The following is a 19,625-nucleotide window of genomic DNA, read 5'->3' as shown; positions in this document are numbered from 1 at the left end:
CCGACGTCATCGCCTTCGAATGTTGTCGGGGCCGAGCCCCTCGGACGAGTCGTCGAGGCGAGGTCGCCGAGGCGAAGCTTGGTCGGCTCGACATCATCGTGGCCCCACATATCGTGGGACTCGACTCTGTCAGTGACAATCAATCAGAGAGGTTTTCACATGAGCGCGAACGACCACCCCGCCTCGCGACTTTTCATCGGCGGGGAATGGCGCGAGGGTGGGGCTGGCACGGTTGGCGATCTAGTCAATCCCGCCACTGAAGATTCCCTCGGACCAGTCGCACGAGCGAGCGCCAGCGATCTCGACGACGCTCTGACTGCAGCAGAGGACGCATTTACCGGATGGCGTCGCACGCCGGCTGTCGCGCGTGCCGCCGTGCTGACAAAGGCCGCAGCCATGCTTCGCGAGCGGTCGGACGCAATTGCGCGCGCAATGACCATTGAGCAAGGCAAACCGCTGTCGGAGGCGGCACTCGAGGTCGCGCTCAGCGCGGAGACCTTCGAGTGGTTCGCAGGTGAAGCTATTCGATCACACGGCCGCACCTTGCCTGCTCGGCTACCCGGCCAACGGCAGATTGTCATCAACCAGCCACTGGGCCCCGTCCTCGCACTCGCACCATGGAACTTCCCCATGCTTCTGCCGGTGCGCAAGATTGCAGCTGCGCTGGCTGCAGGATGCACCGTCATTGCGAAGCCGGCAGAAGAGACACCGAGCGCCACCGCTGCAGTCGCACAGACACTGCACGACGCAGGACTTCCTGCCGGTGCACTCAACATCGTCACAGGCGTTCCCGCAGAAATCTCCGAGCACCTCATTGCATCGAGAACGGTCCGCAAAGTCAGCTTCACAGGATCGACTGCGGTCGGAAGGGAACTGTCCAAGCTCGCCGCGGAAAACGCCAAACCCAGCACCATGGAGCTCGGCGGACACGCACCGGTGGTGATCTTCTCCGACGTCGACATCGACAAAACCGTCGCCGCCTGTGTGGCCGGAAAGACACGCAATGCCGGCCAGGTATGCACCTCACCGACCCGCTTCATTGTTCACGAGTCGATCTTCGACGAGTTCGTGTCACGATTCGCCCTCGCGTTGAGTGGCATCACGGTCGCTGATGGTCTCGCCGCCAACGTACAGATGGGTCCGCTGGCCAACCGCCGCCGCCTGCAAGCTATCGGAGAGCTCGTCGACGATGCCGTGTCGCAAGGAGCGAAACTGGTTACCGGGGGTCATCGTATCGGCGAAACCGGAAACTTCTTTCAACCCACCGTGCTCGCCGACACACCCACCTCGGCCCGCGCAATGAACGAAGAGCCCTTCGGGCCGATCGCTATGGTCAACCGATTTGGCGAAATCGACGACGCTCTTGAGCAAAGCCACCGGCTCGACGTCGGGCTCGCGGCCTACGTATTCACCCGGTCCGCTGCAAACGCACAGGTGATGAGCGAAGAGCTGCGGGCCGGGGGCATCGGAGTCAACTCCTTCTCCGTGTCCAGCATCGAAGCCCCCTTCGGCGGCCTCAAAGACAGCGGCCACGGGTATGAGGGCGGCTCGGAGGGCCTCGACAGTTATCTCCACCACAAATACGTCAATCACATCGCCTGAAAAATTCGCGCCACTTTCGACCGGCCGTCCAGGCGTGCACCGAAAGAACGAACACGAGCCACAGGCCAGCGCGTCGTACATCGCGATCCTCACGGCCAGCCCGAACCCGGAATGCCCGAACCCAGCGGCAGGGCTGGAACGCTTGATGCGGGCATCCAGGCAGGCCCAGGTGGTGGCCCGTCCAAGCTCGGCCCGGATCCCCGGGCCGCAACGGCGGCGAGAACACTGCCAGGCCGCCTCGATCTCGCCGACACGCGCACCAGCAACACCAGCCGCGATCAGCGACAGCTTGGCGAGTCCTGGCATGGAGACGACGTGCTGCCCCACTTGCACGCCCAACAGCCGGCGGGCTTGGCTGTTACCGGTCTTGGTGATCCCACGGCTGGTCGACGCGGACGAGGCGCTGCGTCTCGGCTTCGTCAACGCCGTCGCCGAGCCGGAGCATTTCGCGGACACGGTCCAGGAGTGGGCCCGCAAGGTCGCCGCGAAGTCGCCGCTGCTCATGCGACTGGGCAAGGACGCGATCGCCGCGACCCGGGACCTCGCCCTGCCGGAGGCGCTCGACTCGCTGCGCTCCCGGCTCGCCCTGGCCTTCAGCACCCAGGACATCAAGGAGGGCGTCGCGGCCTTCCGGGAGAAGCGCGACCCCGTGTGGTCGATGCGCTGACGAGGACGGGGGCGTGGCCGGCGGCCACGCCCCCGTCGCGTTCAGAGTGTGTAGTCGATGATCCCGCGGATGTTCTTGCCGTCCCGCAGGTCGTCGTAGCCCTTCGTGATGTCCTCGAGCTTGTAGCGGTTCGTCAGCAGCTCGTCGAGCTTCAGCACGCCCTCGCGGTAGAGCTGCAGCTGAGCCTTGATGTCCCAGTTCGGTCCGCAGCCGCCGTACAGCGCCCCCTGAAGGCGCTTCTGGTAGAGCGTCAGCTCGTTGAGCGGCAACGGGATGCCGATCGCTTCGTGGTTCCCCACGGCCGTGACGACGGTGATCCCGGCCTTCCGCACCGTCGCGAACGCCTGGGCGATGGCCTCGCCGGTCAGCACGCCGATCGTCACGATCGCGGCGTCCGCACCCTGCCCGTTGGTGAGCTGACGGGCGAGCTCGCCGGCCTCATCGATGCTCGAGCAGGTGCGGGTCGCCCCCAGCTGTTCGGCCTTCTCCCGCTTGAACGCCACCGGGTCGACGGCAATGATGTTCGACGCGCCGGCGTGCCGGGCGCCCTGCACTGCGTTGATGCCGATCCCGCCGATGCCCATGACCACGACGGTCTGGCCGGGGCGGACCTCGGCCGAGTTCACCGCGGACCCCCACCCCGTTCCGACGCCGCAACCGGTGAGGCAGGCGAGGTCGAGCGGGATGTCGTCGTCGATCTTGACGGCGGACTCCAGCGAGGCCGTGGTGTGCCGCACGAAGGTGGAGATACCGCTGACCTGGCCGACGTTCGTCCCGTCGGGCAGGTGCAGTCGATAGGATCCGTCCGTCCAGCGGGGACCGGCCATGATCGACGCGCCGTGGTCGCAGAGGTTCTGCATGCCCCGCGTGCACCAGCGGCAGTGGCCGCAGGCCGGGATGAACGAGAAGACGACGTGGTCGCCTTCCTTGATCCCCTTGGCATTGGGGCCGACCTTCGTCACGATGCCCGCGCCCTCGTGGCCGCCGGCGGTCGGGTAGGTCCCGAGGTGGAGGTCACCGGTGGCGTAGTGGTCGTCGGAGTGGCAGAGGCCTGCTGCGACGAGCTGGACCTGGAGCTCGTCGGGCCGGGGGTCCTCGAGTTCCAGGTCGACGACCTCGTACTCGCCCGGGGCCTTGGTGATGACCGCGCCCTGCGTCCTCATCGCGCTCCTTTCGACACCTCTGTCGTTCCCCTCCATCGTCATGGCCGGGGCGGTCGCGCAGGACTCTCGGTTCTGCCAGTCCTCCTCCCGAGCTTCGGATGTCACCATTCGCCAAATGGGTACCAATATCGCAGCCAATCGCTCGGTGCGGGTCGGGCAGTTCTCTGCGTACTTCGGCGACCGGCCGGATGCGATGGCGGAGCTGCTGGCCACCGGTGTCGACGTCCTCACCGGCGACTACCTGGCCGAGCTGACGATGCTCGTACTGCGGAAGAACCAGCTCCGCGGCGGCCCAGGCTACGCCGCCGCCTTCGTCGAGCAGCTCGAATCCCAGCTCCCGCAGATCGCCGCGGACGAGGTGAAGGTCGTGACCAATGCGGGCGGCCTGGACCCGGAGGGCTGCGCCGAGGCGGTGCGCGCCGCCTGTGCACGGGCCGGTGTCGAGCTACGGATCGCCACAGTGACCGGGGACGACCTGCGCGAGGACCTCACCTCGCTGCTCGGGCCGGAAGCGCGGTTGCGCAACCTCGACACGGGCGAGGACCTGGTCCTCGCCGACCACGAGATCCTCACCGCGAACGCTTACTTGGGGGCGTGGCCGATCGTCGCGGCTCTGGAGGCGGGTGCGGACATCGTGATCTGTCCCCGGATGACCGACGCCTCGCTCGTCGTCGGACCGGCGGCGTGGCACCACGGCTGGCGCAGGGACGACTGGGACGAGCTGGCCGGCGCCGTCGTCGCGGGTCACCTCATCGAGTGCGGCGGGCAGGTCACCGGCGGCAACTTCGCCTTCTTCCACGAGCACGGAGACCGCGGCGATCTCGGGCTGCCCGGGATGCCGATCGCGACCATCGAGGCGGACGGCTCGTGTGTGATCGGCAAGGCCGCAGACACCGGCGGTCTCGTCACCCGGGACACCGTGACCGCGCAGCTGCTGTACGAGGTGGGCGGGCCCGAGTACCTCAACCCGGACGTGACGGTCGACCTCACGTCGGTGCGGCTGGCCGACGCGGGCACGGATCTGGTGCGAGTGTCCGGTGTCCGCGGGCGGGCACCGAACGAGTTGACCAAGATGTCGTTGACCTTCGAGGGCGGCTACCGCAACACCGTGACCGTGGGCCTGACGGGGCGGCATGTGGCCGAGAAGCTGGCCTGGCTGCGGAGCTCCGTGGAGCGGGTGGTGGGCGCCCCCGAGGAGTTCGACGCCTTCCGGTGGACCGTGATCGGACCCGTCACGGAGGTCGACGGCGACCAGGCGCAGGAATCGACGTGGGTGGTCATCACGGCGCGGGACAGCGACCGGTCCAAGGTCGGCCGTTCACGATTCGCAGACCGCATCGTCCAGCTCGGGACCAATCACGTGCCTGGCTTCTACCTCACCGGGCCGCCGCAGAGGGAGCGCCTGTTCGGTGTGCAGTGGCCGTGCCTGGTCGAGAAGAAGCACGTGGACACGCAGGTCAGGGTGGACGGCTCCGAGCCGGTCGAGGTGGCGTGGGGAACCTGGGACCCCGCCGCGCCCGCGCGGCGAGCGGCCGGCTCCGCGGCAGAGGCCCTGCGCGCGGTGCCGGAGGGGCCCACCCGGCGCGTCCCGCTCGGCGAGCTCGTCGGCACTCGGTCGGGCGACAAGGGCGGCACGGCGAACGTGTGCGCATGGACGCGCAGTCCGGAGGCGTTCGCCTGGCTGCGGGACACCCTGAGTGTCGAGCGGTTCGTGGAGCTGGTCCCGGAGGCCGCCGGACTGCGGGTCGAGCGCCACGAGTTCCCGAACCTCAACGCCCTGAATTTCTTGCTCTACGGGTTTCTCGAGCTGGGCGTGTCGTCCTGCACGCGGATCGACGCGCAGGCCAAGGGGCTGGGGGAGTACCTCGCCTCCCGGTTGGTCGACGTTCCGTCCGCGCTGCTCAGCAGGACCGGCGGGAGGTGAGCGCGGGGTGTCGACACGGGGAACGGCGCCTCGGCGGACGAGCCTGGCCTCTACGATCGCCCTCGTGAGCGGAGTCGCTCGGGGTGGCGGCGCGGAGCGGCCGCCGGGCGACGGTGCCGTGCAGCGCGCCGCCGCGGCCATCCGCGATATGATCATGACTCGTCGACTCGTCCCCGGACAGCAGTTGCGCCAGGAGGACCTCGCTCAGCAGATCGGTGTCAGTCGGGGGCCGATCCGGGAGGCGCTACAGGTCCTGAAGGTGGAGGGGGTTGTCGAGTACGAGCGCAACCGCGGTTACTTCGTCACGCAGATCGGTGCGGACGAGATGACTCAGCTCTACCTCGCCCGCGACCTGTTGGAGACGGCCGTCCTCACCAAGCTCTCGACGCCGACCGACGAGGAGCTCGCGTACCTCGTGGAGATGAACGAGGGGGTCCGTCATGCGGGTTCCGACCTCGATGTCATGGTCCGGTGCAACGAGCTGTTTCACCTCGGTGTGCTCGATCTGTCGCCGCAGCGGCTCCTGGTGGCCGAGATCCTCAGGATCTGGCGGATGTCCGCGGCCTACCGCGCGTTGTCGCTCAGCGTCCTCGCCGACGGCGCCGCGCTGGCCGAGCACCATGACCCCATGATCGACGCACTACGTGCCGGTGACGGCGCACGGCTTGCAGAGCTCTGGCGGGAACACCGCCAGGTCTCACTCAACTGGCTGCTGCCGATCCTCCGCTGACCAGCACCACCGGTTCCTGCCGCCCGCCCCTTCGTGCCTCCTCGTGGAGACGATGCTGCCGCCGGTACCGGGTCTGCAGTGTGCGGGCCGTCGACGTCGATGCCCTCCTCTCCAATGAAGGATAGGAATGACCACGGAAACCACCAGATCGGTACCGCCCGACGACCTTCTCACGGCCGTCGTCGCATGGCCACGACCATCGCGTTCAGTGCAGCGCATCGCGCTGGTGAACAACCAGACGGTCCTGAACCACATCGCGGAGCGCAGCCTCGGGCTGCCGCGCAGCTACTGAGCGGATCCGACATGCCTAGTCGACTCGCAGCCGACGACCAGCCCCTCGCCGGTGTCGAGGTGCTCGAGGTCTCCGGCGGGCCCTCCGGGGCATACTGCGGCCGTGTCCTGCGCCTGCTCGGCGCCTCCGTCGTCCGGGTGGATCTGCCGCTGGTCGCGGACGTCCCCGCCCACCTGCGGCCCGACCTGGGGGAGGTCCTGCACGAGGGCAAACGCGCGTTGGCTGCCGATGGCCCCGTGTCCGTTCGCAAGGTGCTCATGCGCTGCGACGTGGTCGTCGCCGACTCCAGTGGGGACGACGCCGCGGACGGCGCGGTCGCCGCGCTGACCACCGACCTGCTCGCCGCCTGCCCGCCCGACACGCCGCTCGTGGATGTGGCGGGCCTGCGCGACGGGCTGGAGGAGGGGACAGACGAGCCGTGCGCCTCGATCGTCGCCACCGCCGCGTCTGGCATGTCGTGGGGCTTGGGGCATCCGGGCGAACCTCCGCTCACCCTGCCCTACGACCTGCCGGAGTACCTGACCGGCACCGAGGCCGCCGCCGTCGCCGCCCTGGCGGTCCTGCTCCGCCGTGGCATCGCCGACCCCGGCCGGCGCTGGGATGTCTGCTCCGCGGACGTCCTGCCCTACGAGCGGCCCTGGCGCCGTGACGGGGCGCGGGCGACGATGTCGGGTGGCTCCTACCCCGCCGCCATGTTCCCCTGTCGCGACGGCTGGGTGTCGATCATGTGCCGGACCCAGCGTGAGTACCGGGGGCTGCTGTCCGCCCTCGGCCACCCGCAGTGGAGCACCCGACCCGGCTTCGACGACTCCCGGGTCGTCGCACGGCTGCACGCCGACGAGGCCGACCGGCACGTCATGGCCTGGACCGGCGCACACACCCGGGCGGAGGTCTTCTCCGCGGGACGCGAGCACGGCTTCCCCGTCGCGCCTGTGTCGTCGTTGGGGGAGGCGCTGGGCGAGGAGCAGTTCGCCCATCGCGACTTCTTCGCCCGCGACGGCCGTGGTCGACGGCGGGCGGGCAGTCCCTTCCAGTTGTACGGGCCGTCGTCGGACGCGCCCCCCAGGACTTCGAACTGGCCCGCTGGGGGGGCGACTCCAAGCAGCCCCTGACCGGGCTCCGGGTGCTCGACCTGTCCTGGGTGTGGTCGGGCCCCATGGTCACCGCCGCCCTGCGCGACCTCGGCGCAGAGGTGATCAAGGTCGAGCACCGGGACCGGGCGGACCCGGCCCGCCTGCGCGGGCGCGCCCTGCGCCGGGGAAAGCCCGTCGAGGGCCCAGAGCTCGAGGTCACCCCCTACTTCAACCAGGTGAACCGGGGCAAGCGCAGCATCGCGATCGACCTGACCAAGCCCGAGGGCGCCACGCTGATCGGCCGGCTCGCCGCCGAGGCGGACGTCGTGGTCGAGAACATGCGACCGGGAGCACTGGGCCGCAAGGGCTTGGACTACGCGGCGCTGTCCGCGGCCAACCCGGGCCTGGTGATGGTCTCCATGTCGATGCTGGGGCAGACCGGGCCGCTGAGCGGCATCCGCGGCTACGCGCCCGTGATGTCCGGGCTCGCCGGGCTCGACTCCCTGGTCGGCTACGCCGCCGACGATCTGATCGGCACCTTCAACCCCGCGCTCGGCGACCCCATCGGCGCCGGGCACGCGCTGGCGGCCCTGTTCGCGGCGCTGGTGCGCCGGCAACGCACCGGTCGCGGCTGCTACGTGGACCTCTCCCAGGTCGAGGCCCTGCTGAGCGTGCTACCCGGGCCGGTGCTGCAGTGGGAGACCGACGGCGTCGCGCCCGTTCCGGCGAACACCCACCAGGTCTTCGACCCGTACGGCACCTTCGCCTGCCGAGAGCCGGACACCTGGGTGTCGGTGGCGGTGCGCACCGAGCGAGAGCGGGCGGTGCTCGGTGAGCTCGTGACGGCGGACCTCGTCGGGGCGCCCGCGGACCTCTCCGACGCGCTGGCGGCCTGGGCGGCCGCCCGATCGGACGCCGAGGCCGCCGCGGAGCTGACGGCCGCCGGCGTCCCTGCCGGCGCGGTCGTCGGGTACGAGACAGCGTTGCTCGGCCCGCGTGCGTCGGCACGCGAGGTCGGCACCGTGACCGAACACCGCTGGCTCGGCGAGCAGATGCTCGTGACCGTGCCGTGGAAGGTCGACGGCCACTCGTTCCGGGCCCCGGGTCCCGCACCGACGTTGGGCGCCGACACCGGGCTCGTGCTCGGTGAGCTGCTGGACATCGGACCGGACGCGGCCGCCGCGCTGCGCGCGGACCGCGTCATCGACTAGCGAAGGAGGCCTGCCCCATGACCATCCTGGTCACGTCGGCCCGAAGGGCATCGGCCGGGGGATCGCCGATGTGCAGGGCCACGCCGGCACGCCGGGGTACTGGCACCTCGAGGCAAGCTGAACCGGCCCGAGCCGCGGAGGATGTTCCCGTGACCGAGACCCTGACCGACGTGGTGAGCTACGAGGTCGTCGACGGGATCGCCTGGCCGACCATCGACCGGCCCGAGGCGCGTAACGCGCTGAGCAAGGACGTCCGCGACGGGCTGTGGGCGGGCACGCGCCGGTTCGTCGCCGACGACACCGCGGCGGTGTTGGTGCTGACCAGTGCCGGCGACAAGGCCTTCTGCGCCGGCGGCGACCTCAAGGAGATGGCGGAGACCTCCCTCGAGATCCCGCTGCCGGACTTCCTGCCGCAGTTCGGGCGCAACATCGAGGTCCCCAAGCCGACGATCGCCGCGGTCAACGGGGTGGCCTACGCCGGCGGGTTCCTGCTGGCCCAGCAGTGCGACCTGGTCGTGGCCGCCGAGCACGCGCGGTTCGCCGTCACCGAGGTCAAGGTGGGGCGCGGCTCGCCCTGGGCCGCGCCGCTGTCCTGGCTGGTCCCGCCGCGGATCGCGCTGGAGATCCTGCTGACCGGCGACCCGCTCGACGCCGCCCGGGCCCGCGAGATCGGCCTGGTCAACCAGGTCGTGTCGGGAGCAGAGTTGCGGGCGCGCACCCAGGAGCTCGCCCGGCGGATCGCGGCCAACGCGCCGCTGTCCGTGCGGGCGGCGAAGCGTACGGCGTACCTCTCCGCGGAGTGCACCCGGGCGGAGGCCTACGACCGGGCGGAGGAGATCTGGGCGCCGGTCTACCGGTCGGAGGACGCCCAGGAGGGGCCCGCCGCGTTCCGCGACAAGCGGACGCCGGTGTGGAAGGGGAGGTAGGCATGCCCGTCTCGATGGCCGCCCTGGCCGACGACCTCGCCGCCGAGTCCGCGGCGCTGCGCGCGATCCCGGCCCCGCTGGACCACCACGGCTGGGCCCGCGACACCCCGGCCGAGGGGGTGGACGATCGCCGACATCCCTACCTCCGTGGCGATGTTCCTGGTGGTCCGCGAACTCTACGAAGGGATTCGTGCTCCGGAAACCCGTTCCGCGCGGTCGCCTGGTCTCAGGTGGCGCTTCGTTCGGATCACGCCGACGAGAAGCGAGCCGGCTCAGCCGGCGCAGGGGAGATCCTCCGGGCGGTGAAAGCAGACGGGTTCAACGAGCGGCTGCTACAGCACGCCCGCAAGCGCGCCCCGGTCTTCACCCACCGGACCGAGACCGGCAGTACCTGGACGCTCGACACCGCACCACGGCGGCAAGGCGGCCCGTTGATCGCGATGCGGGCGTGGACGGTATGTGGGGAGAGGCGCGCACCGAGGCTACCGCGACTTTCCGCAGGTGCTGAACCGGTGTACAGATGTTGAACAGTCCGCGCTTTCGCGGCACGCCGTACCCTCCACCCGACCACTCACTGAAGAGCGGGCAGGAGGTGAGCCCGATTAGAGGGCGTAGCGCCTGGGAGGCCTTCCAGGCGGGGGCCGATCCCACCGGCGTCTCCGAGCAGGTGCTCACGTCGTGGCGACGGTCCCGCTGGAGCGGCGTCGATCCCGCGAGTATCGAGGTACCCGTCGTCGACGTCGATACCGACTCGGACTTCGTCCGGCTGGCCTCGCCCGTCCTGCTCCGGGCAGCGGACCTGTTGACCGGGGGACCTGCGTGCCTCGCGCTGGCGGACCCGCGGGGGAACGTGCTGTGGCGGTGGGTGTCAGAGCGCTCGATCGGACAGGCACTCGACGAGGCGCGGATGCAGGAGGGCGCGTCGTTCGGCGAGGAACGCGTCGGGACGAACGGCATCGGTACTGCGCTGGAGTGTCGGACGCTGGCCGAGGTGGTCGGTGCGGACCACTATGTCGAAGCCTTCCACGGCTGGGCGTGCGTCGCCGCACCTGTGACGCACCCGATCACCCGGCGCGTGATGGGCGCCGTGAACGTCACGTGCTTCGTTCCGGACGCGAACCATTTCCTCCGGGCGATGACCAGTTCGCTCGCCGACGGGGTGGCAAGCAGGCTGACGGAGTCGGCGACCGCCCACGAGCGAGCCATGCTCGACGCGTTCGTCCTCGGCCAGCGGCGGAGCACCGCACCGGTTCTCGTCGTCAGCGAACGCATGATGATCGCCGACGACGTCGCCGGAGCCTGGGGACTGGACCACCGCGCCGTGTGGGAACTGGCCCGGGCAGCCGACCCCGGCACCGACCTCGTGCTGAAGTCCGGTTTACGCGGTCGTGCCCACCCTCTCGGCGAGGTAGCCGGGGTTCTCCTGACACTGCACCCTGATGCCCAGACCCCGGCGCCGTCGAGGAGCGACGTCCCGGGCCTGAGCCCGCTCGAGGCGGCCGAGGCCGAGGTCATCGCCGGGGTCCTGGGTGAGTGCGGAGGCAACAAGTCAGCCGTCGCGGCACGGCTCGGGATCTCGCGCGCGACGCTCTACCAGAAGCTGCGCCGCTACCGCATCGGCCTGCCCGGTGCGGCTCCCTTCGCCTGACGAGCCCAGGCTGTTGCGCGACGCTCCTCGGTCCGACTCGCCGACTGCTCAAGGCCACAGTCGAGACATCGCCGCAGATGTCGATGCTGACTCCCCTCCGACGTGCTCGCGTCGTTGCTGCACCCAATAGAAGTGTCGGCGCCAGCGCTGACCCCGGACCGTTCATCTTCTGGACAGGTCGACACCGGATCGCGGCATCTGTTCAAGACTTGAACAGGTCATGAGACTGCTTCCGATCCCATACTCGGTCTCAGCGCGCTACAACGCGAGAAGACGAAGATCGATTCCCTCACTGTCAAGGAGGACGCCATGGCGAATCCCGTGAACAAGCTTCGGTTCGGCATCTTCATGCCGCCGTTTAATTCACCCGCCACGCAGAACCCGACGAGCTCGTTTCAACGCAACATCGAGACGATCCAGCTGATGGATCGCCTCGGCTACGACGAGGCGTGGATCGGCGAGCACCACAGTGCCGGTACGGAGATCATCGGGGACCCGCTCACGTTCATCGCCCACGTCGGAGCGGTGACGAAGCACATCAAGCTCGGCACCGGCGTCGTCTCACTGCCCTATCACAACCCTCTCTGGGTCGCCGACCGCGCGATCCTGGTTGACCACCTGCTCCGGGGTCGCCTGATGCTCGGTGTCGGCCCGGGCTCGCTGCCGACCGACTCGGCCATGATCGGGCTGGAGCCGAAGGACCTGCGTCCCGCACTCGCCGAGGACCTCGAGGTGGTCCTGCAGCTGCTTCACGGCGTGGAGCGGGTCACCCGCAAGACCGACCGCTACAACCTGGTCGAGGCTGCGACCCAACTGGCACCGTACTCGGACCCGGTGTTCGACATCGCTGTCGCCGCGACGATCTCCCCGGCCGGCCCGGTGCTGGCGGGCAAGCACGGCTTGTCGATGTTGTCCCTCGGCGCAACCACCCGCGAGGGCTTCGACATGCTTGGTCATCACTGGAAGGTGCTCGAGGCCGAGGCGGCAAAGGCCGGCAAGCCGACGGATCGCTCGAAGTGGCGACTCGTCGGCCCGATGCACATTGCCGAGACCCAAGAACAGGCCATCGAGGACGTCCGGTACGGCTTCGACACCTTCTGTGACTACACCCAGAAGACTCTCGCCCTGCCCACCTTTCGGGCGGAGGGTGAGACCTTCGAGGAGCGGGTCGCCTGGATCAATGAGACCGGCCTCGGCGTGATCGGCACCCCGGAGATGGCGATCGCGCAGATCCAGCGCCTGATGGACCAGTCCGACGGTGGTTTCGGCTGCTACATGTTCATGCAGCACGACTGGGCGAACTGGGAAGCCACGCAGCGTCACTACGAACTCTTCGCCCGCTACGTCATTCCCGCATTCCAGCCCTCCCAGCGGCGCCTCCTCGCTGCCGAGAAGTGGGCGCGCAGCCGGCACGGCGAGCTCGACGCAAAGAACGGCGCCGCCATCCAGGCCGCCACCGACAAGTACACCGCCGAGACGAAGCAGAACGCCTGACGTCCTGATGTGATGAAGGGGCGGGGCCTCCCGCTCCTCGTGGCCCTCGGCTCATGCTCGAGGTGCTTCGCTTCACGCCAACGATGTGGGGAGGCCCCGGTGAGCGAAGCATACGAGGGACGGCAGATCGTCGGGATGGATCGGCACCGGCGCCGGTCGGTGCTGGTGCGGATGACCGAGTCCGGGGAGCATCTGGAGACGGTGCGGATCTCCAACGACCCGGAGTACCTGGCGCAGGTCATGGCCCGCGCCGGGGAGGACCCGGAGGTGGTGCTGGAGGCCACCTACGGTTGGTACTGGGCCGCGGACACCCTCGCCGAGCTGGGCGCGACTGTGCATCTGGCGCACCCGCTGGGGGTGAAGATGTTCTCCCTTCGGCGGGTGAAGAACGATCAGCGCGACGCCGCGGATCTGGCCGACCTGCTGCGGATGGGGCGGTTGTCGGAGGCGTGGATCGCCCCGCCCGCGGCGCGGGAACTGTGTGGGTGGGTGCGGCAGCGGGCGAAGCTGGTCGGGATCCGGTCGAACCTGAAGTGCCAGGTCCACGCCGTGCTGGCCGGCGCCGGGGTGGCGGTGCCGATGAGTGATCTGTTCAGCCCCGGCGGGCACAAGCTCCTCGCCGCCACCGCGCTGGCGGTCGGGTCGAGAGCGCGGGTGGACTCGCTGCTGCGGTTGATCACCGCGCTGGACTTCGAGATCGACACCTACGCCCGCCTGGTCGCCGGCCGGTTACGCACCGACCCCGGCTACCTGGCCATCCAGGCCATCCCCGGGGTCGGGCCGGTCCTGGCCGCGGTGTTCGTCGCCGAGATCGGCGACATCAGCCGCTTCCACCGACCCCAGCAGTTGACCTCGTGGGCCGGGCTCACCCCGACCCACCGGGAGTCCGACACCACCGTGCGCCGGGGTCGGATCACCAAGCAGGGCTCCCGGCTGGTGCGGTGGGCCGCGGTCGAGGCCGTGCAACGCGTGCCGGCACACACCTGCCTCGGGCAACGCCGGGATCGGGTCGCCGACCGGCGGGGCCGCAACATCGGGGTCGTCGCCGCCGCCCGGGACCTGGTCACGCTGGTGTTCTACGGGCTCCGTGATCACCACATCCGCTGCCTGCACCCCGCCGCCGGTGCGGCGTGAGCAGGCCCGACAACGGGGTGGGCGCGGATCGTACGAGTCATGATCCCCGAGCCGGCTCGGCGTGATCGTCCCGTCTGATTGATCTCGCCCACCACCCTGTCTTGTCGCAGCGCACCATGGCGCCCGGCGTTGACTAGCCGGCGCGGCGAAGGGATGACCGACGACCCCTTTGGGGCTCGTCCACATCAAAGCCGGGACCACGGCTTCGGCGCAGCACACACACCCCCGCCTCGATGGGCAGGAGCCACCGACACCTTGCGCGATCTCGCCAGCTGAACAGCATGCGCCGCCCCGGCGACGGCCTCAAGGACCTGCGGCCGCTACGCGGGCGCCCTCACGGGCGCTCCTTGACCCCGCCGCCAGGCCGTCGCGCCCACAACACTCGGCGAGACACAGAAGAAGATCGACGACACCAAGACACGGGGGTTGACCGGCCCCGCCCCTTCAGGGATGACTCGTGGCGCCTGAAGTGGGGGTCGTGTCGTGCGCCGGACTGGTTCCGGTGCTGGGGTTGGCGGCCCGCTACGGGCTGGCTGAGCTGATCACCGCCCGGTTGTCGGTGTCCGGAAAGGACAGGCGTTCGGTGCGCATGGTCGGCGATCGCCCGGCCGGCCAGGCGCCTCGAGTAGCAGTCGATCACCGTGGCCAGATAACGGGTTTTCCCGTCGGCGAGGGGCAGGTAGGTGATGTCGCCGACGTAGACCCGGTTGCGCGCGTGCGCGGTGAGCTCGCGCCCGAGCAGGTCGGGCACGACGGTTGGCCGGGCGGGCATGGCGGTGCGCACGCGGCGGTGCCTGCGGTAGCCACAGATGCCGTGCTCGCGCATGACCCGGCCGAACGCTCGTGGTTGACCTGCTGCTCGGGCGGGGCGCCGTCGCCCGGCTCGGCGGCGATCCTCGCCCGCCCGCAGGTGGTGTTCTCGGCGTGCACTGCGCGGATCCGCTCGGCGAATGCCGCGTCGGCTGCTGCGCGTGCGGCCCGGGCCGGAGCGGCGGCACGCCAGGCGTGAAACGAGGAATGCTGCACCTCGAGCAGCGCGCACAGCCGCTTCGCGCTCCACCCGGAATGGGCGGAGGTGCCGGTGGGGTCGGCGGCGAACTCCGAAGCGGCTCACCATTGCGTCTCCCGGTGAGATACGTGGCCACCTGGCGCACGATCTCCCGCTCGGTGACGAGCTTGGCGCGCTCCGGGCGCAGCGCGGCGTTCTCGACCTCCAGGGGCCAGGCCTGCTCGGGCGTCTCCGACCCGCCGACCAGCTCGCCGACCTTGGACCCACCGCCGGCGCGGGCCTGACGCGGCGGGCGGGGTGCGAGCGGGCTGGGGGCTGCGGTGCCGTCATCGGCGGTCTTGCGGCCGGTGCCGAGCCGCTCGAGCCACACCCGTACCGAGCCGCAGACCCCCGACGAGCCGGCCCCCGAACAGAGCGGCAGGAACCTCACGAGTGAGCCTGACACGACGCCTCCAGCCAGGACCAGTGATCATCTAGCCCTGCCCGACCGGTGTCCTCATCCAGGTCGGAACGTCAAAGCGACATCGAGCTGACGACAACAGCTCAACCACCTACATGGTCAACCTCCTGTCTGCTGGGCGCACGGCAAAGGCTCACTGCCTTGTTCTCGGTCTCGGCACCTGGACGCGGCGGCCGGCATCATCGATGTCACCACGGGTTGGGTGCGCGGAGCTGTTCTTCACGGAAACGGCCTCCGTGGGAGTTGTCCCAGCGGCGCGTTCGCAGCGCATCGCCGGGCAGTCACCTTCCAGGAGGCGGCACGTGGGTCAAAGGACGATGACGGTGCGTTCGCCGGGTTCGTCCTGGTTGGACCAGGCTGCCTCGACCTTCTCCAGCGGGAACGGGTGCGGGCGCACGGCCATGCCGCCTGCGGCGATCGCGGCAACGAGCTCGGTGAACTCTCGCAGTATGACGGGCATGTCGACCGAGCCGAAGCCGCTGCCCAGGACGCGGAACGCGTTGGAGCGCAACGTGTGCCCGGACAGGGTGATCTCGTCTCCGCCCATGCCGCCGATCTGCACCCAGTCGAGCAGGCGGGTGTGCTCGGTACGTGCCCCGAGGACGGCACGCATGGCGAGTTCCGTGGGCGGCCCCCACACGTAGTCCAGGACCACGTCGACGTTGGCGGCGGCCTCGCCGAGCGCAGCCGCAGTGGCGTCCTGGTCGTGGGTGAGCGCAACGATGTCGTCCGCGCCCTCGGCCGTGAGTGCGTCGAGGCGGGAGCGATTGCGTCCGGCGGCGACCACTCGCCCGGCGCCGAGGTGCTTGGCGACCTTGACAGCCATCGACCCGGCGTTGCCGGTCGCGCCGTGCACCAGGATCGACTGCCCGGCCTGGAAGGGCACACGAGTGCGCAGCGCAGCCCAGGAGGACAGGGCGGGATTCATGGTGGCGGCCAGGATCGCGGGATCGGCTCCGTCCGGGACCGGGATCGCGACGGCCGGATCGATGACGATGCGCTCGGCCAGCGTACCTTCGCCCAGCATCATCACGTAGGCGAGGCTGCCGTCCGCCCTGCGGACGACGGCGTCGGCGCCGGCCAGGGCGGGCAGCGTCGTGGGGCTTGTGTAGTGTTTACCGGCGGCGATGCCCCGAGTCGCGGGGTGCACGCCGACGGTGAGAACGTCCACCACCTCCTGGCCGGGCGCGGCCTCGGGCGCGGGAATGGACCGAAAATGCGGCGGCTCGTCGAAGGACTCGATCAACGCGGCGTTGACCACGGACATGTGTGCACTCCTTGCGTCAGCGCATGGCTCGGTGGCGGGGGAGCGAGGAGCTCCCGTAGATACTGTCGCGTATCTTATTTTCTCCAGCATACGCAGGCGGGTTAAGGTACGCAAGCGGCTCTAATCGCCGGGAAGTAGGCCTCGAAGAGAACGCCGGGGGTAGTGGTGGTGAGCCAGCGACGCACTCCAACCACTCCTACGCGGCGCAGGGGCGCCGCTCTGGAGAACGCGATCATCGATGCCGCCTGGGAGGTGCTGGTCGAGCGGGGCTACAACGGCTTCACTTTCGAGACCATCGCGGCGCGCGCCGGAACCAGCAAACCGGTCCTCTATCGGCGCTGGCCGCAGCGCGAGGACCTGCTGCTCGCCACACTTGCCCGGAACTGGCGTCCGCTCAACATCCCCAATACTGGCAGCCTGCGGCAGGACGCGCTCACTCTGCTGCGCACGGTCAACGCCGAGCGAGCTCGCGCGCTGATACTCCTGCGCATCCAGCTTGCGGACTACTTCCGCGAAACCGGCACCACCTTCAACCGTCTGCGCAACCACCTGCACCCTGCAGACGAGACACCCCCCTTTGCGAGGTTCGTCGACCGCGCGGTCGAACGCGGCGAGCTAGCGGATATGCCGCGGTCCGAACGCGTGGTCAACCTCCCCTTCGACCTGGTGCGCCACGACATGCTCATGAGCATGGGTGCGGTACCCGACGAGACGATCGTCGAGATCGTCGACGCGGTGTGGCTGCCACTGCTCGGCCTCTCGCCCCACAGCACACAGACACGACGCTGAGCCCCACGAAACCGACCGGCACAGTCCCCGGGTCGAGAACCAGGACTTCGGCTCGGCGCCGAGGTTGCGAAAGGTCGCTGGCCACCACCGCGGGGGCCAGTGCCCCGTCGATCCGGATGGTCCGGAGCCGGACGAAGGTGTGGACCTCACCGCCACTGCGGTGGGGCCAGGTCAGCATGGCGGCGGCGGTGGCGACGATCGGCGCCTGGACACTACCCATGAGCGACCTCCCATCGTCCGACCGACGTCGCTCATCGCAGCCTGCGGGCATCGGCAACACGAGCAGTGCGGAGCAGCCCGACGGGTCGCGTTCCTGCTGCCCACGATGCTCGCCCGGGTCGACGAGGTGTTCGAGCGCCAGTTGACCCCGGACCACGGCGAGCTGCTGGGCTGGCTGGGGTCGCGGCCTGGCCCGGTCACGGTGCCCAGCGTGGGGCAGGAAGCCGCCTGGGATCTGGTGCGGGCCCGCGAAGACGTCCGCCGCGCAAGGCGCGAGGGTGAGCTGTCGCAGTCGGGTCTGGACCCGGCCGATCGCTTCCTGGCGTAGATCGCTTGTCGAAGGCGTCGGTCCGCTCTGCAGCCTCAGCCGGCCAGATCTGTACCTGCTCGAGATACGTGGCTCCGCCGCCGGGTACATCCCCCCAACGCGGTGGACGCCGGGCGGGTGCCGTCGTCGAGATCGCTGGCTTCGCGGTGCAGGCAACCCACTCGCCGAGCTGCGCGGCGCGGGCCAGGTGCGCGGCCACGGGGTCGATCCCGGTGAGCAGGGCGCTCACCCGCCCGCGGCGTTCCGTGCCGCCGGGCGGACGGGGGCCCGGGAGACGCTCAAGGCACGGAGCTGTTCCGGGCGGAGCGGACGGGAATGGCGTGGGGAGGAACCCCGGAGGTGGGGGCGTCACAGAGGTCTCCCCAGCCCTGAGGCCCGCGGGCCGAGTGACGGCCGGCTTCCGGAAAACGCCCTGCGTGGCCGGGCGCTCACACTCACGGCGGCGGACAAGTTGGCTCCGTGCCATCGCCAGATCAGGCCACCAGATGACAGCTCCACACCGGGCGTAACAGGTCTGTTAAACGATCTGTTCGCCAGATTGACAACCTGTGGAAGCCTCCCGCATGCTCCCACCGCGACGGCTTGCCACCCCATCGAGTTACAGGGATCAGCAGCGCGGCGGATATCCCCGGCGTGGTGACCGACGGACCACCTCATCCCCCTCGACCGGCGCCCGGGCGCCCCACCTCAAGGGACTCTTATGCATCACCTTGTCAGGGCCATCGTCGCGCTCCTCGCCGGAGCGGTTGTCATGGCCGTTGCAGCATGCTCGGGTAGCGCCCCGAGCGATGCGAAGGACCACGCGGCCAGCATCCGGATCGACACCACGGTGATGACCAGTCCGGCCTACGTCGGCCGACTCGACAAAGCCTTCGAATCGGCGTTCCAGAAACGGGGGGTGGCGGTCGAGTACGCGCAGTTGAACACCAGTCCGCAGATGCTCGAGGCGCTGGCCTCGAACAGTGTGGACATCGTGGAGCTCGGCTACGTCGGAGTGATCACGGGCGCGGCGTCCCGGGTGAAGTTCACGCTGGTCGGCCAGGCTAGTAATGGTGGCGGGGATCAAATCTTGGTGCCGGAGAACAGCCCCGTCCGATCGGTCGAGGACCTCCGTGGGCGGACGGTCGCCACCGCCAAGGGCAGCAGCGGATGGGCGCTGCTCCTCCGAAGCCTGGCGGCGGCCAACATGACCAAGGACGACGTCCGCATCGTCAATCTCCAGCCGGACGAGGCGCAGAACGCGTTCCTGAGCGGGCAGATCGACGCGTGGGCAGTCTGGGCGGGATCGGTTTCCCCCAATGCAGTCAGCGACGCCAATTCCACCGTGATCACCACGGGCGCGGCGGCAGGGCTCGTGCCGGGACTCGTCGCCGTCCGCACCGCCTTCCTCGACGAGAACCCCGGCCTCGTCCAGGAGTACCTGGCAACTCGGGCGGCCGTTCTCGCTGACATGACCACTGAGCACGCCACCGTCACGGCGCAGATCGCGGAGGGTCGGAAGGTCAGCCCGGGTCTCGTCGAACACTTCTTCACCCTTAGCTCACCGGTGCAGACCGAGATCGCCGACGACACGATCAAGCGCCTGCAGGGCGTGGCCGACCTGCTCCTGTCCGAGGGCGAGATCACCTCCCGGCCCGAGTTGTCCGATCTCGTCGACAACACCGCCGTCAATGCGGCTGCGAAGTAGCC

Annotated in this window: 17 protein-coding genes and 1 pseudogene; 15 read left to right on the top strand and 3 right to left on the bottom strand. The window is 69.5% G+C overall.

Going from position 1 to position 19,625, the window contains the following annotated elements:
- The first annotated feature begins 159 nt into the window (after nt 1–159).
- Nucleotides 160–1,602, top strand: a complete 1,443-nt coding sequence (locus tag ACL02T_RS15920) for an NAD-dependent succinate-semialdehyde dehydrogenase (RefSeq protein ID WP_412831490.1) — start codon at nt 160–162, stop codon at nt 1,600–1,602.
- 370 nt (nt 1,603–1,972) lie between these two features.
- Entirely contained in the window at nt 1,973–2,269 is a 297-nt protein-coding gene (locus ACL02T_RS15915; RefSeq protein ID WP_412831524.1) for an enoyl-CoA hydratase/isomerase family protein, read from the top strand.
- Between the two features lie 41 nt (nt 2,270–2,310).
- Here ACL02T_RS15915 and ACL02T_RS15910 read toward each other — a convergent pair whose 3' ends face one another.
- On the bottom strand, nt 2,311–3,432 hold the full coding sequence (locus ACL02T_RS15910) for an NDMA-dependent alcohol dehydrogenase (protein ID WP_412831489.1): 1,122 nt from the start codon (nt 3,430–3,432) through the stop codon (nt 2,311–2,313).
- 115 nt (nt 3,433–3,547) lie between these two features.
- Here ACL02T_RS15910 and ACL02T_RS15905 point away from each other — a divergent pair, with 115 nt between their 5' ends.
- From ACL02T_RS15905 to ACL02T_RS15860, 10 genes are all read left to right on the top strand, one after another.
- Nucleotides 3,548–5,356 carry an acyclic terpene utilization AtuA family protein gene (locus tag ACL02T_RS15905; RefSeq protein WP_412831488.1) on the top strand — a complete coding sequence of 603 codons (1,809 nt, stop codon included), beginning with the start codon at nt 3,548–3,550 and terminating at the stop codon, nt 5,354–5,356.
- Between the two features lie 118 nt (nt 5,357–5,474).
- Nucleotides 5,475–6,086: a GntR family transcriptional regulator gene (locus ACL02T_RS15900; protein WP_412831487.1), complete on the top strand. Its 612-nt coding sequence runs from the start codon at nt 5,475–5,477 to the stop codon at nt 6,084–6,086.
- A gap of 127 nt (nt 6,087–6,213) precedes the next feature.
- Nucleotides 6,214–6,378, top strand: a complete 165-nt coding sequence (locus ACL02T_RS15895; protein WP_412831486.1) for a hypothetical protein — start codon at nt 6,214–6,216, stop codon at nt 6,376–6,378.
- 11 nt (nt 6,379–6,389) lie between these two features.
- Entirely contained in the window at nt 6,390–7,490 is a 1,101-nt protein-coding gene (locus ACL02T_RS15890; protein ID WP_412831485.1) for a CoA transferase, read from the top strand.
- Between the two features lie 11 nt (nt 7,491–7,501).
- Complete coding sequence (locus ACL02T_RS15885) at nt 7,502–8,662, top strand: CaiB/BaiF CoA transferase family protein (RefSeq protein WP_412831484.1); 1,161 nt, start codon at nt 7,502–7,504, stop codon at nt 8,660–8,662.
- A 149-nt stretch (nt 8,663–8,811) separates the two neighbouring features.
- Nucleotides 8,812–9,588, top strand: coding sequence for an enoyl-CoA hydratase/isomerase family protein (locus ACL02T_RS15880; protein WP_412831483.1), 777 nt, complete (start codon nt 8,812–8,814; stop codon nt 9,586–9,588).
- Between the two features lie 2 nt (nt 9,589–9,590).
- Complete coding sequence (locus ACL02T_RS15875; RefSeq protein ID WP_412831482.1) at nt 9,591–10,115, top strand: hypothetical protein; 525 nt, start codon at nt 9,591–9,593, stop codon at nt 10,113–10,115.
- Nucleotides 10,109–11,236: a helix-turn-helix domain-containing protein gene (locus ACL02T_RS15870; protein WP_412831481.1), complete on the top strand. Its 1,128-nt coding sequence runs from the start codon at nt 10,109–10,111 to the stop codon at nt 11,234–11,236. The genes ACL02T_RS15875 and ACL02T_RS15870 overlap by 7 nt, the downstream gene beginning before the upstream one ends.
- Before the next feature lie 309 nt (nt 11,237–11,545).
- Nucleotides 11,546–12,730, top strand: a complete 1,185-nt coding sequence (locus ACL02T_RS15865; RefSeq protein WP_412831480.1) for an LLM class flavin-dependent oxidoreductase — start codon at nt 11,546–11,548, stop codon at nt 12,728–12,730.
- A 99-nt stretch (nt 12,731–12,829) separates the two neighbouring features.
- On the top strand, nt 12,830–13,864 hold the full coding sequence (locus ACL02T_RS15860; protein WP_412831479.1) for an IS110 family RNA-guided transposase: 1,035 nt from the start codon (nt 12,830–12,832) through the stop codon (nt 13,862–13,864).
- 589 nt (nt 13,865–14,453) lie between these two features.
- Here the strand turns inward: ACL02T_RS15860 and ACL02T_RS15855 are convergent.
- Nucleotides 14,454–15,261 (bottom strand): annotated as a pseudogene (locus ACL02T_RS15855) (transposase family protein); the annotation flags it as partial.
- Between the two features lie 379 nt (nt 15,262–15,640).
- Entirely contained in the window at nt 15,641–16,600 is a 960-nt protein-coding gene (locus ACL02T_RS15850) for a quinone oxidoreductase family protein (protein WP_412831478.1), read from the bottom strand.
- Between the two features lie 168 nt (nt 16,601–16,768).
- On the opposite strand from ACL02T_RS15850, the gene ACL02T_RS15845 reads away from it, so the two are divergent.
- The 3 genes from ACL02T_RS15845 (at nt 16,769) to ACL02T_RS15835 (ending at nt 19,623) form a co-directional block, all read left to right on the top strand.
- Complete coding sequence (locus ACL02T_RS15845) at nt 16,769–17,389, top strand: TetR/AcrR family transcriptional regulator (protein WP_412831477.1); 621 nt, start codon at nt 16,769–16,771, stop codon at nt 17,387–17,389.
- Between the two features lie 139 nt (nt 17,390–17,528).
- A complete protein-coding gene (locus ACL02T_RS15840; protein WP_412831476.1) occupies nt 17,529–17,936 on the top strand; it encodes a hypothetical protein in 408 nt (135 codons plus the stop codon).
- 751 nt (nt 17,937–18,687) lie between these two features.
- Nucleotides 18,688–19,623, top strand: coding sequence for an ABC transporter substrate-binding protein (locus ACL02T_RS15835; RefSeq protein ID WP_412831475.1), 936 nt, complete (start codon nt 18,688–18,690; stop codon nt 19,621–19,623).
- Nucleotides 19,624–19,625 lie beyond the last annotated feature (2 nt).

The organism is Pseudonocardia oceanicola (genome assembly GCF_047200735.1).
Lineage (GTDB): Bacteria > Actinomycetota > Actinomycetes > Mycobacteriales > Pseudonocardiaceae > Pseudonocardia.
Note: the sequence above shows the minus strand (reverse complement) of the source record. Positions and strands in the feature narration are given on the sequence as shown.